The sequence below is a fragment of the Bacillus sp. V3B genome (assembly GCF_024494465.1).
Lineage (GTDB): Bacteria > Bacillota > Bacilli > Bacillales > Cytobacillaceae > Bacillus_BD.
Window position 1 is genome coordinate 647967 of the sequence record NZ_JAETXM010000001.1, and the last position, 12372, is coordinate 660338.

The following is a 12372-nucleotide window of genomic DNA, read 5'->3' on the forward strand; positions in this document are numbered from 1 at the left end:
GGTTTTATGAATAATCAACTGAATGAGTTAATGAATGAGTTGACAGAATGGAATGTTGGAGTCGTTAAAAAGCATGAATTGCTAGCCAATCATACGACTATTAAAATAGGGGGGCCTGCTGATTTATTTGTAGAACCCAACTCCATTGCTAATTTAGAAAAAACATTAGAATTAATTAGCAAATATAAAGTTAGTTGGAGAGCAATCGGTAGGGGCTCTAATTTACTTGTATCGGATAATGGGATTGAAGGAGTTGTGATTAAACTCGGCAACGGTTTAAATCATATGGAACTGGAGGGAGCCTTATTAACAGTGGGGGCAGGTTTTTCTCTTGTTGCCCTGGCTGTTCAAATAAGTCGAAAAGGGCTATCTGGACTTGAGTTTGCCAGCGGGATACCGGGTTCAGTAGGTGGTGCTGTATATATGAATGCAGGAGCACATGGATCAGATATTTCAAAGATTCTTACAGAAGCTCATATTCTTTTTGAAGATGGTTCTTTGCAGTGGTTAACAAACGAGGAAATGGAATTTTCCTATCGTACTTCTGTGTTGCAACAAAAAAGTCCTGGAATTGTTGTAGAAGCGAAGTTTCAATTAGAAGAAGGAGAAAAAGAAAAAATCGTAAGTGTAATGCAAAAAAATAAAGATTACCGAAAAGAGACACAACCTTGGGATTTACCTTGTGCGGGGAGTATTTTTAGGAACCCACTGCCAAATTACGCGGGGAAATTAGTTGAAGAAGCAGGATTAAAAGGTTATCAAATAGGTGGGGCAAAAATTTCTGATATGCATGGGAATTTCATCATTAATGCAGGAAATGCCCAGGCGTATGAGGTTCTCCAATTAATCGATCATGTAAAAAGAACTATTTTTAAGCTGAATAAAGTAGAAATGGAAACTGAAGTAGAAATAATAGGTCGAAAGTAACGTAAAACAACCAACGCAATTCCCAGTTATTGTGTTATAATTACTCATTGATAAGTATATATCAAATACAAAAAATAACCATAACGGCATGAACCCTCGTGCCGTTGTTTTTAATAAGAAAAACGGAAACGGTTCGCCCAGGGACGACAGGCTTAAGACCTCGAGTCCCTAGCCATTGGAGCTGGATAAGTAAAAGCGGAAGTGCCTTATCCAGCCGCCTCATCGGCACAGCTTAAGACCTCGAGCGGCTAGGCACTGGAGTTGGACAAGCAGTAGTGGAGAGTGTTTTCTCTGATAAAGGGACATTCAAAGTGAGGTGATTAGAATGGGAAGTGGGAAGGTTAATGTTGTCTCTATTGAAGACCGAATACCTAAATTAAAACAACAGCGAAGAAAAAAGGCCAATCGTAGACTTATCTTTTTACTGCTACTATTTTTTATTCTAATTGCTTTTATTTTATATTTTCAGTCGCCATTAAGTCATGTCAAAAAGATCGCGATTTCAGGAAATCAAGTGCATTCAGAAGAAGAAATTATTTCTATTACCGGTATAACGAGTGATACGAATATATGGAAAGTTAAGAAACAAGAAATTGAAGCTAAGTTAAAAGAGCTACCTGAAATGAAGAAGGCAGAAGTCAAGATTCGAATGCCGAATACCATTGCTATTAAGATTCAGGAATTCAAACGAATTTCATATATTGCTGATGGAAAAAGCTTCTTACCTGTCTTGGATAATGGAAAAATTCTTAAAGAAAAAACAACAACCGATCTTCCATTAAATGCTCCCATATTATTTTCTTTTACTGAAAACAATGTATTAGAGGAAATGATTAAAAGCTTAGAACAATTGCCTGTAGGAGTACTTAACTCTATTTCTGAAATTCATTATGATCCAAAAGAGACAGATGCGTATCATATTTTGGCTTTTATGAATGATGGAAACGAAGTGAGTGCGACGATTAGAACTTTTGCGGAAAAGATGTCCCATTATCCTTCTATCATAAGTCAGCTTGATCCAAACCAAAAAGGTGTGATTAATTTAGAGGTTGGTTCATTCTTTAGAGCTTATGAATTGGAGGGAGTTAAACTGGATGAAACGGAAGAAGAACTTGAAAGGTAAATATGTGATCATAACGGTCGTTTGTCTCGTTTTTGGTTATATGATTGCTTTTTCTTACCATGTAACTGAAAGTCAGACAAGCCGAACGAAAATGACCAGTAGTCAATTTGAGCGTGATATGGAGTTGCGAGATGAATTAATTGCACAGGAAGAAAAAAATCGTATTTTACAGAAGGATCTCGATCAAAAGCAACAACAAGTGTTAGAAATTGAAAAAGAACTATCAAATGAAGCTCAAGTTTACTTTAACCTTGCCGAAGATGCGGAAAAGTACCGGATGTATCTTGGTAAGGTGAAGGTAAAAGGAAAGGGCGTGCAAGTGACACTTGCAGATAGTGATTATAATCCAGGTGAGCAAAATGTAAATCAATATATTGTCCATGAACATCATATTTTTAATGTCATAAATGAACTATACATATCAGGTGCGAGTGCAATAGCGATAAATGGGCAAAGACTATCGCATGATTCGTATATTTTATGTAGTGGTCCAGTTATCGAAGTGGATGGTCATCAGCATCCTGCACCATTTGTAATCACGGCCATTGGAGATGCAGATACGATGGCCGCATCATTAAATTTAAAGGGTGGCGTTAAAGATATACTAGTCAATGAAAATGTACAATTCACATTAGAAAGAAAAGAAGAAATTGTCATGAATTCAATATTGAACGGTTGATGGTTTCACTGAAAAAGTTAGGTGGATCGAACATGGGGAATAAAAAATATATAAGTATGGCTTTTATTACTTTAATCATAGGCTTTATGGTGGCTATTCAGTTTCAAACCGTTAAAGAACCAGTTGTTCGGGACACCCGTGATACTTGGCAGCTAAGGGAAGATCTAGTAAAGGAAAAAGAACTTCAGCTAAATTTAATTCGTGAAATTCGTTCGAATGAAGAAAAACTAGATAAATACAAAACAGAAAGAGTCCCAAGTAAAGAACAGATTCTAAAAGATACTTTGAACGAACTTAAAGTAGCAGCTGGCTTAACAGAAGTCGAAGGACCTGGGATCATAATAAGTATCGAACCTTCGTATGAAGAGTTATTGCTTGGAGAAATAGCTACTCCTATTTCTCCCTATTTAATTCAAACACTCATCAATGAATTAAACCAATACGGTGCCGCGCATATTTCAATTGATGATCACCGTTTAATTAATACAACGGTGATTCGTGATATAAATGGGGAAACGAAAGTAGATGGTTATCCTCTTAATCATTTACCGATCGTAGTAAAGGTGGCTGTTGACCATATGGATGAGGCACAGAATCTATATAATCGTATGCAGGTTTCAAAATTAGCGGATGATTTTTTTATTGATAATTATCGATTATCCATATCAGAGCCTCAATTAAATGTAATGATCCCAGCATACAAGGACACGATAAGAATCCGCTATATGGAGCTAGTAGGGGATGAAAAAGGAGGATAAACATGTGGCTCCCTATACTCGGGCTAATGATCGGGTTATTTCTCGGTTATTCAACTGAGATTAAAATCCCAGTTGAATATTCCAATTATTTATCAATTGCAGTACTTGCAGCACTAGATACATTATTTGGGGGCATTAGGGCTCACTTACAAAATATATACGATGAAAAAGTATTTGTATCGGGTTTCTTCTTTAATATTATTTTAGCTGCAAGTTTAGCTTTTCTAGGTGTCCATCTTGGTGTAGACTTATATTTAGCAGCCGTTTTTGCCTTTGGTGTGAGACTTTTTCAAAATATTGCTGTTATTCGAAGGATTTTCCTTGAGAAATGGTCTACCAATAAGGAAAAAATGTAAAAAAATAATTTTAAAAAAAAGGGAATAATTTAGTTTTGACGAATAATTTTAAGATAAACGAAAAAATGTGACAAATCATTTGTTGATTAAAGTTAAAAAAATCACAAATAGTGAATACTGAGTAATGAAATTTATGTCGCATAAAAGTCAAAGATAATTATTGCTATTAGAGACTTGGTGTTCAAACAGTTATTGTTAAGGGAGGTGCCATAGAATGAACAGCAATGAAATATATGTTAGCCTTGACATCGGTACATCCAGTGTGAAAGTAATCATAGGAGAAATGGTCAATGACGCATTAAATATTATCGGAGTGGGTAATGTACCCTCTGAAGGATTACGAAAAGGTTCAATTGTTGATATAGATGAAACCGTTCATTCTATTAGGAGAGCAATAGAACAGGCTGAAAGAATGATAGGGATGGACATCCGACAAGTAATTGTCGGAATAACAGGAAATCATATTATGCTACAGCCTTCACACGGAGTGGTTGCCGTTTCAAGTGAAAATAGAGAAATTACTGATGAGGATATAGCCAGGGTAATAGAGGCAGGACAAGTTGTTTCTGTTCCTCCAGAAAGAGAAATTATTGATGTCATACCAAAACAATTTATTGTTGATGGACTTGATGAGATTCATGACCCACGCGGAATGATTGGTGTTCGGCTTGAAATGGAAGGTACGATTATTACAGGCTCAAAGACAATTCTACATAATATATTGCGCTGTGTGGAAAAAGCAGGTTTGGACATATTAGATATAACATTACAACCGCTTGCTGCAGGATCATTTGCTCTTTCTAAGGATGAAAAAAATCTCGGTGTTGCTCTTATCGATATTGGTGGAGGTTCGACTACGATCGCTTTATTTGATGAAGATGGATTACGAGCAACATCAGTTCTTCCTGTCGGTGGAGAGCATATTACAAAAGATATTTCAATTGGGCTTCGGACATCGTCCGGAGAGGCAGAAAAAATAAAAGTAAAATATGGATATGCATTTTATGATCATGCTTCTGAAGATGTAGTATTTAACATGCCAATCATTGGCAGTGATCAACAACAACAATTTAATCAAGTAGAAATTAGTGATATTATTGAGGCTAGAATGGAAGAAATCTTTGAGTTAATTCTAGCTGAAATTCATCGTTTAGGAGTAAATGATGTACCTGGTGGTTTTGTATTAACTGGAGGAGTGGCTAATACACCAGGAATTCTAGAACTTGCTCAGGTTGTATTCCAAAATCGCGTTCGAATTGCTATTCCAGATTATATCGGGGTAAGAGAACCACAGTATACAACAGCTGTTGGCTTGATCAAGTTTGCTTATAAGAATGCAAAGATTCAAGGAAGACAGATGCATACGCCTGCTGTTAACCATGAAGTAAAAGAAAAGCGAACGGTTAAACAAACACAAGTAAAACCCAAGCCGGAAAAACAATCTGAAGAAAAAGTGACATCAAAGGTCAAAAAGTTTTTTGGTTACTTTTTTGAATAATGAATGTGAAATAACAGACTGATATAATGTAGCGATCCGAGTATGCGGGCTAACAGGAATATCGACGAATTAGGAGGATTTGTCATGCTGGAATTTGAAACAAGTTTAGAAGCATTAGCGACAATAAAAGTTATTGGTGTTGGTGGCGGAGGAAATAACGCTGTCAACCGCATGATAGAGCACGGTGTACAAGGTGTTGAATTTATTGCTGTCAATACTGATGCACAGGCATTAAATCTTTCCAAAGCAGAAGTAAAAATGCAAATTGGCGGGAAATTAACAAGGGGACTCGGTGCTGGTGCCAATCCAGAAGTGGGAAAAAAAGCAGCAGAAGAGAGTAAAGAGGCAATTGAAGAGGCATTAAAAGGCGCCGACATGGTATTCGTTACGGCTGGAATGGGTGGTGGAACAGGGACAGGTGCTGCACCTGTTATCGCACAAATTGCAAGGGATCTTGGTGCCTTAACGGTAGGTGTTGTGACAAGACCATTTACTTTTGAAGGTAGAAAAAGGGCTACTCAAGCAACCGGTGGGATTTCTTACATGAAGGAATCTGTTGATACCCTAATTGTGATTCCGAATGATCGTCTTCTTGAAATTGTTGATAAAAGCACACCGATGCTTGAGGCATTTAGGGAAGCGGATAATGTTCTTCGTCAAGGGGTGCAAGGGATTTCTGATTTAATCGCTGTTCCAGGATTAATTAACCTTGATTTTGCCGATGTAAAAACCATCATGTCGAATAAAGGTTCAGCGCTTATGGGAATCGGTGTGGCTACAGGTGAAAGTCGTGCAGCAGAAGCTGCGAAGAAAGCCATTTCGTCCCCGCTATTAGAAACTTCAATTGATGGGGCACAAGGTGTACTATTGAATATTACCGGTGGTTCAAATTTAAGTTTATACGAAGTACAAGAAGCAGCAGATATTGTTGCAAGTGCATCTGATCAAGAAGTAAATATGATCTTTGGTTCCGTTATCAATGATAATTTGAAAGATGAAATCGTTGTTACCGTTATTGCAACTGGATTTAGTGAAGACATTGCTCAACCAAAGCCAACAAGACCATCCTATGGACAACCGCAAAAGCCTATGTCTAGTGGAACGGGAACAGTTAAAAGAGAACCAAAAAGAGAAGAACCACCAGCAACAGAACAACCTAGAAACAATACACCGCAACAAGGAGAAGATATTCTTGATATTCCGACCTTCTTACGAAATAGAAATAGAAGAAGGTAAATCGGTGTTATAGATAGACTAAATAATAAAAGGCATAGCCATTACACTGGCTATGCCTTTTATTATTTATAAGGTTGTGTTTTTAAAGTAGTAATACCATTGTTTAAAAAGGTCATTTATCCCGTCTTAACAGGCAGTAAAATCCCTACTGATGGAAGTCTTCTTTATAAAAAATCATATAATGAATCTACTATTTATTACAAGTATACCGAATATGCCGAAAAATAGTATGTGAACAAGTTTATGGGTTTAGCAAGAAAAGAATAATGACAAAAAACGGTGGGAATAGTGGAAATTTCTGTTTTTTTATATCCAGAAAGTGACACACTTCAGCAACGAATGTACGGTATACTTTTTCGTAACAGATTAATAGATAAAGGAGGAAGCCATTTGGCTGTTTATTTAGATATTATTTGGTTACTTAATTTTTTATTTGATAGCCTCCTTCTTTATTTAACAGCCTTGGTCTTAAAAAGAGATTTTCGTTACTGGAGACTTTTCACAGGGGGACTTATTGGTTCTTTTATTATCTTATTATCTATCACACCTTTGAATGCCTATTCGGGGCATCCATTTGTAAAATTAATGTTTTCAGTCATCATGATACTGACTGTTTTTGGTTATAAGAGGTTTAAATATTTTATTAGTGGATTAATGACTTTTTATTTGACTACATTTCTTGTCGGAGGCTCACTGATGGGCATTCATTACTTTATTCAGTTTGATATGAATCTCTCATCATCTGTTTTTTTAGCAAATGTGAAAGGTTTTGGTGATCCAATCAGTTGGTTATTTGTTGTTCTTGGATTTCCGATAGCCTGGCACTTTTCAAAAAGGAATTTTGACCAGATTGATGTAGCGAAAATCCAATATAATCAACTTATTCGTCTCGAAATTAAACTGGGTGGAAAATCGTATCTCTTTAATGGGTTAGTTGATAGTGGTAATCAGTTATATGATCCTATTTCCAAAATGCCTGTCATGTTTGTATCGATAAGTAAAATAGTAGAGGAGTTGCCAGAGGAAATAAGAAAAATCGCTATAGATGCAGAACAAGTAATTATGGGAAATCAATCAATCGCACTTGAATGGGAAAGTCGAATGCGAATTATCCCTTATAAGGTGATGGGGAAAGAGCACCAATTAATCATTGCTCTTAAACCTGAAGAAATTATCATCAACCAAGATGGAGAGGCCTTTATGGTTGAAAAAGGTCTTGTTTCCTTTACTATGCAGCAGTTGTCATCTGACGATACTTTCCAATGCATTGTCCACCCTAAAATGTTAACACGAAAAGTGGAGACAGCTTGATGAGGAATATAAATTAAAATATGAAGGACTATTTTTTAAAGTACAATATTTGAAGGAGGAAAAACAATGAAAAAATTTAGACTTCGCTTATCTTATTATTGGTACAAATTGTTAATTAAATTAGGCTTGAAAGCTGATGAAGTATTTTACATTGGCGGAAGCGAAGCCTTACCACCTCCTTTAAACAAAGAAGAAGAGGCCATGCTGATTGAAAAGTTACCAACAGGGGATAAAGCAGCACGATCTATTTTAATTGAGCGTAATTTAAGATTAGTTGTTTACATTGCAAGAAAATTTGAAAATACAGGAATCAATATTGAGGATTTAATTAGCATAGGAACTATTGGTTTAATCAAAGCTGTCAACACATTCAATCCAGAAAAGAAAATCAAACTTGCTACATATGCATCCAGGTGTATTGAAAATGAAATTCTGATGTATTTGCGGCGGAATAATAAAATACGCTCCGAAGTATCGTTTGATGAACCGTTAAACATTGATTGGGATGGAAATGAATTACTTCTTTCTGATGTACTTGGGACAGATGAAGATATTATCACAAAAGATCTAGAAGCAAGTGTTGATAAAAAGCTTTTGTTAAAAGCTCTTCATCAACTTTCTGATCGAGAAAAGCAAATCATGGAGCTCCGTTTTGGTCTTGGAACAGGAGATGAAAAAACACAAAAAGATGTTGCAGATATGCTAGGGATCTCACAGTCCTATATTTCTCGACTTGAAAAAAGAATTATCAAAAGGTTGAAAAAGGAATTCAATAAAATGGTTTAAAATAATTTTTTAATCCGAGAAGTACGGTAAATCTCAAGATGATTGACGTTTTTTTCTTATTTCGATTAATTCCTCCCTTTTCGCCCATGCATATTTTTCCTTATGGGGGAGATACTGTTTTTGTACAGCAGCTCCTGTAAGGAGGGAAATGGATTGACTCGAAACAAAGTAGAAATTTGCGGTGTTGATACATCAAAGCTTCCAGTATTGAAAAACGAAGAAATGAGACTACTCTTCAAGCAAATGCAACAAGATGGGGATATATCCGCACGTGAAAAGCTCGTTAACGGAAATCTTCGCCTCGTTTTAAGTGTTATTCAACGATTCAATAATAGAGGCGAGTTTGTTGATGATCTTTTCCAAGTGGGCTGTATAGGTCTTATGAAATCAATTGATAATTTTGATTTAGGTCAAAACGTGAAGTTTTCCACCTATGCTGTTCCGATGATTATCGGAGAAATAAGACGTTACTTGCGTGATAACAACCCGATACGTGTCTCTCGCTCATTGCGTGATATTGCTTACAAGGCGTTACAAGTACGGGAACGATTAATGAGTAAAACATCACGTGAACCTACAGCTGAAGAAATTGCAAAAGAACTTGATGTTCCACATGAAGAAATTGTATTTGCACTAGATGCCATACAAGATCCAGTTTCTCTTTTTGAACCTATCTATAATGATGGTGGAGATCCGATTTTTGTCATGGATCAATTGAGTGATGAAAAAAACAAAGATATTAATTGGATTGAAGAAATTGCTCTTAAGGAAGGCATGCGGAGATTGAATGAACGGGAAAAGCTGATACTACGAAAGAGATTTTTTCAAGGAAAAACACAAATGGAAGTGGCAGAAGAAATCGGTATTTCTCAAGCCCAGGTTTCTAGGCTAGAAAAAGCTGCCATTAAACAAATGAATAAAAATATCCAAAGTTAAGCTGCCAATCATGATGGCAGCTTTTTTAATGAGCTAAACAGTATAACGCTTATGCTTATTATCGATAGGCAGGCCCTTGCGCTTTTTTATTTTTCTTTCTCAGAATATACATTTTTACTGTAAGTCTATTCATATATATGAATAAGGCTAACTCTAGGAGTGAGAAGTATGGTGAGAATCTCTGAGTTTCAACTAAAAGATGTGGTAAATGTTTCAGATGGAAAAAAATTAGGGAATATTGGAGATATTGAGATCAACGTACTAACTGGGAAAATTGATGCTATTATTATTTCAGGGTCAGGTAAAATACTTGGTTTTTTTGGAAAAGATGAAGATATTATTATTCCGTGGACGAATATATTAAAAATCGGTGAAGATGTTATACTCGTTCGATATAAAGAAGTTGGAGAATACAAAATAAGTGAAGAAGAGGCATAATCTGCTATTATTACTGTAAAGGATCCTTGTTATGTGATAAAATAATACAATATAAAAAGAAGAGGTATAAGAATGGAGCCTTTTGTTTTAAGAGAAAAAGAATATTTTATTTTAGAGGATTGGGATAGGCAATTTCCAAACTTAACAGTAGGTTTTACAACTAAAAATGGTGGGAATAGTAAAGGGGATTTTACAAACTTGAATGTTGGCTTTCATGTAGAGGATAGGAAATCGACTGTTTGTGAAAACCGTAACCAGCTAGCGGAAAAGCTAGCTTTTCCGCTAGCTGGTTGGATAGGTGCACAACAAACACATGAAGTGAAAATTAAAAAAGCAACAAAGTATGATAAGGGTAAAGGCGCAAATGACTATGAGAGTGCCTTTGGACATACAGACGGTTTTTTTACCTTTGATTCCGGAATATTACTTACTTTATGTTATGCTGATTGTGTTCCGCTTTATTTCTTGCATCCTGAATCAGGAGCAGTTGGGGTTGCTCACGCTGGGTGGAAAGGAACAGTACATGGAATTGCCGAGGAAATGATTCGTACATTTCAAGAAGAGGGATTAAAAGTAAATGACATTTTAGTGGCAATTGGCCCGTCAATATGCGAAAATTGTTATATCGTTGATGATCATGTAATAAAATTAGTAGAAAACAGACTAGAAGGTGTCGAAAGAAAACCCTATAATTTAATTAGTGACCATCAATACAAACTAAATTTAAAGGAATGTAATAAAGAAATTCTTTTGAATACAGGCATACTAGAAGAGCATATCTCTATGACGAATCTATGTACCAGCTGTCAGGCGGACCATTTTTTTTCACATCGAAGAGATCAAGGGAAAACTGGACGTATGATGAGCTTTATCGGCTGGAAGGAGGACATCCAGTAAAAATATGAAAGTAGCAGATAATTTACAAACGATTAAAGAAATGATTACAGCTGCATGTGAGAAATCGCATCGTAAACCAGAAGAAATTAAAATCATTGCTGTTACCAAATATGTATCGATTGACCGTGCAACAGAAGCGCTAGAAGCAGGTATAGTGGATCTTGGTGAAAATCGTGAAGAAGGCTTAACTCCAAAATGGGAAGTCTTGCAGGACAAGCCAAACTGGCACTTTATTGGATCATTGCAAACACGAAAGGTAAAAAATATTATTGATAAAGTAGACTATATTCATTCACTTGATCGTTTGTCTTTAGCAAAAGAAATTAATAAGCGAGCAGAAAGTACAATTAAGTGTTTAGTCCAAGTGAATGTATCAGAAGAAGATTCAAAGCACGGAATGGCACCAGATCAAGTTAAGGATTTTATTGAACAATTAAAAGACTTACCACATATTGAGGTTGTCGGCTTGATGACGATGGCGCCATTAACAGATGATCAACAGTTGCTACGTGAATGTTTCCGAAAGTTAAAAATTTTACAAATAGAAGTTCAACAAATGAAACGAAATTATGCACCATGTACAGAATTATCGATGGGGATGTCAAATGATTTTTCAATAGCTATTGAAGAAGGTGCAACAATGGTGCGCATTGGAACAGCTCTAGTCGGGAAAGAATAGTAGGAGGTTCAAAATATGAGCATAAAATCTAAATTTAAAACATTTTTCTTTTTAGATGATGAATATGCTGATAGTGAAGAAGGTCCATTTGAGGAAGAGTATGATGAACCGGATCAAAAACATAAGCCATCCCAGTCGGTACAAAAACAAAATGTTGTAAGTTTACAAAGTATACAAAAGTCTTCAAAAGTTGTGCTAGTCGAGCCGCGTGTGTATGCAGAAGCACAGGATATTGCAGATCAATTAAAAAACAGAAAAGCAGTTGTTGTGAATTTACAGCGGATTGAACGTGATCAAGCAAGAAGGATTGTGGATTTTTTGAGTGGGTCTGTGTATGCAATTGGTGGCGATATTCAAAAAGTCGGAACAGATATTTTTCTCTGTACACCAGACAATGTTGAAGTTTCCGGTAGTATTTCAGAATTTCTTCAAGAAAAAGAATTTGAACATTCGAGGTGGTAATTGTATATGGGTTTTATCATTAGTTTATTATCAACATTGATTTATTATTATTCATGGGCATTAATTATTTATATTTTGATGTCTTGGTTCCCGAATGCTCGTAGTTCAAGTATTGGACAATTTTTGGGCCGTATTTGTGAGCCTTACCTTGAACCATTTCGTCGTTTTATTCCACCGCTAGGGATGATTGATCTTTCACCAATTGTTGCATTTTTGGCTTTGAATTTTGCAACAGCAGGTTTAGGACAGTTAGCAAGGTGGATCGCATAAGGGAAAGTAAGGAGCA

15 protein-coding genes are annotated in these 12372 nt (G+C 36.0%); all 15 read left to right on the forward strand.

Annotated elements, in window-relative coordinates:
- Positions 1 to 6: 6 nt before the first annotated feature.
- The 15 genes from murB to JMM81_RS03370 all read left to right on the forward strand — a co-directional run bounded on the left by murB (position 7) and on the right by JMM81_RS03370 (position 12356).
- Entirely contained in the window at positions 7 to 927 is a 921-nt protein-coding gene (gene murB, locus JMM81_RS03300) for a UDP-N-acetylmuramate dehydrogenase (protein ID WP_375162343.1), read from the forward strand.
- Between the two features lie 325 nt (positions 928 to 1252).
- Positions 1253 to 2050, forward strand: a complete 798-nt coding sequence (locus JMM81_RS03305; RefSeq protein ID WP_256240067.1) for a cell division protein FtsQ/DivIB — start codon at positions 1253 to 1255, stop codon at positions 2048 to 2050.
- Complete coding sequence (locus JMM81_RS03310; protein WP_256240068.1) at positions 2022 to 2729, forward strand: DUF881 domain-containing protein; 708 nt, start codon at positions 2022 to 2024, stop codon at positions 2727 to 2729. The genes JMM81_RS03305 and JMM81_RS03310 overlap by 29 nt, the downstream gene beginning before the upstream one ends.
- Positions 2730 to 2761: 32 nt before the next feature.
- The gene (locus tag JMM81_RS03315; RefSeq protein ID WP_256240069.1) at positions 2762 to 3487 is read left to right on the forward strand and encodes a DUF881 domain-containing protein; all 726 of its coding nucleotides are present in this window, start codon (positions 2762 to 2764) and stop codon (positions 3485 to 3487) included.
- Between the two features lie 2 nt (positions 3488 to 3489).
- A complete protein-coding gene (locus JMM81_RS03320; protein WP_256240070.1) occupies positions 3490 to 3843 on the forward strand; it encodes a small basic family protein in 354 nt (117 codons plus the stop codon).
- Positions 3844 to 4057: 214 nt separating this feature from the next.
- Positions 4058 to 5341 (forward strand): cell division protein FtsA, encoded by a 1284-nt coding sequence (gene ftsA, locus JMM81_RS03325; RefSeq protein WP_256240071.1) that lies wholly within the window; start codon positions 4058 to 4060, stop codon positions 5339 to 5341.
- Between the two features lie 84 nt (positions 5342 to 5425).
- Positions 5426 to 6577, forward strand: a complete 1152-nt coding sequence (gene ftsZ / locus JMM81_RS03330; protein ID WP_256240072.1) for a cell division protein FtsZ — start codon at positions 5426 to 5428, stop codon at positions 6575 to 6577.
- Positions 6578 to 6967: 390 nt separating this feature from the next.
- Positions 6968 to 7888, forward strand: coding sequence for a sigma-E processing peptidase SpoIIGA (gene spoIIGA, locus JMM81_RS03335; protein ID WP_256240073.1), 921 nt, complete (start codon positions 6968 to 6970; stop codon positions 7886 to 7888).
- A 66-nt stretch (positions 7889 to 7954) separates the two neighbouring features.
- On the forward strand, positions 7955 to 8674 hold the full coding sequence (gene sigE / locus JMM81_RS03340) for an RNA polymerase sporulation sigma factor SigE (protein WP_256240074.1): 720 nt from the start codon (positions 7955 to 7957) through the stop codon (positions 8672 to 8674).
- Between the two features lie 153 nt (positions 8675 to 8827).
- Positions 8828 to 9610, forward strand: coding sequence for an RNA polymerase sporulation sigma factor SigG (gene sigG / locus JMM81_RS03345; protein WP_256240075.1), 783 nt, complete (start codon positions 8828 to 8830; stop codon positions 9608 to 9610).
- Positions 9611 to 9778: 168 nt separating this feature from the next.
- Entirely contained in the window at positions 9779 to 10048 is a 270-nt protein-coding gene (locus tag JMM81_RS03350; RefSeq protein WP_256240076.1) for a YlmC/YmxH family sporulation protein, read from the forward strand.
- Between the two features lie 72 nt (positions 10049 to 10120).
- Positions 10121 to 10945 carry a peptidoglycan editing factor PgeF gene (gene pgeF / locus JMM81_RS03355; protein WP_256240077.1) on the forward strand — a complete coding sequence of 275 codons (825 nt, stop codon included), beginning with the start codon at positions 10121 to 10123 and terminating at the stop codon, positions 10943 to 10945.
- 4 nt (positions 10946 to 10949) lie between these two features.
- Positions 10950 to 11624 carry a YggS family pyridoxal phosphate-dependent enzyme gene (locus tag JMM81_RS03360; RefSeq protein ID WP_256240078.1) on the forward strand — a complete coding sequence of 225 codons (675 nt, stop codon included), beginning with the start codon at positions 10950 to 10952 and terminating at the stop codon, positions 11622 to 11624.
- Positions 11625 to 11639: 15 nt separating this feature from the next.
- Complete coding sequence (locus JMM81_RS03365; protein WP_256240079.1) at positions 11640 to 12086, forward strand: cell division protein SepF; 447 nt, start codon at positions 11640 to 11642, stop codon at positions 12084 to 12086.
- 6 nt (positions 12087 to 12092) lie between these two features.
- A complete protein-coding gene (locus JMM81_RS03370) occupies positions 12093 to 12356 on the forward strand; it encodes a YggT family protein (RefSeq protein ID WP_256240080.1) in 264 nt (87 codons plus the stop codon).
- Positions 12357 to 12372 lie beyond the last annotated feature (16 nt).

Bases quoted from the DNA above. Each gene is read 5' to 3' on its own strand.
- murB (WP_375162343.1), top strand. From the start codon at position 7: ATGAATAATCAACTGAATGAGTTAATGAATGAGTTGACAGAATGGAAT.
- JMM81_RS03305 (WP_256240067.1), top strand. From the start codon at position 1,253: ATGGGAAGTGGGAAGGTTAATGTTGTCTCTATTGAAGACCGAATACCT.
- JMM81_RS03310 (WP_256240068.1), top strand. From the start codon at position 2,022: ATGAAACGGAAGAAGAACTTGAAAGGTAAATATGTGATCATAACGGTC.
- JMM81_RS03315 (WP_256240069.1), top strand. From the start codon at position 2,762: ATGGGGAATAAAAAATATATAAGTATGGCTTTTATTACTTTAATCATA.
- JMM81_RS03320 (WP_256240070.1), top strand. From the start codon at position 3,490: ATGTGGCTCCCTATACTCGGGCTAATGATCGGGTTATTTCTCGGTTAT.
- ftsA (WP_256240071.1), top strand. From the start codon at position 4,058: ATGAACAGCAATGAAATATATGTTAGCCTTGACATCGGTACATCCAGT.
- ftsZ (WP_256240072.1), top strand. From the start codon at position 5,426: ATGCTGGAATTTGAAACAAGTTTAGAAGCATTAGCGACAATAAAAGTT.
- sigE (WP_256240074.1), top strand. From the start codon at position 7,955: ATGAAAAAATTTAGACTTCGCTTATCTTATTATTGGTACAAATTGTTA.
- JMM81_RS03350 (WP_256240076.1), top strand. From the start codon at position 9,779: ATGGTGAGAATCTCTGAGTTTCAACTAAAAGATGTGGTAAATGTTTCA.
- pgeF (WP_256240077.1), top strand. From the start codon at position 10,121: ATGGAGCCTTTTGTTTTAAGAGAAAAAGAATATTTTATTTTAGAGGAT.
- JMM81_RS03360 (WP_256240078.1), top strand. From the start codon at position 10,950: ATGAAAGTAGCAGATAATTTACAAACGATTAAAGAAATGATTACAGCT.
- JMM81_RS03365 (WP_256240079.1), top strand. From the start codon at position 11,640: ATGAGCATAAAATCTAAATTTAAAACATTTTTCTTTTTAGATGATGAA.
- JMM81_RS03370 (WP_256240080.1), top strand. From the start codon at position 12,093: ATGGGTTTTATCATTAGTTTATTATCAACATTGATTTATTATTATTCA.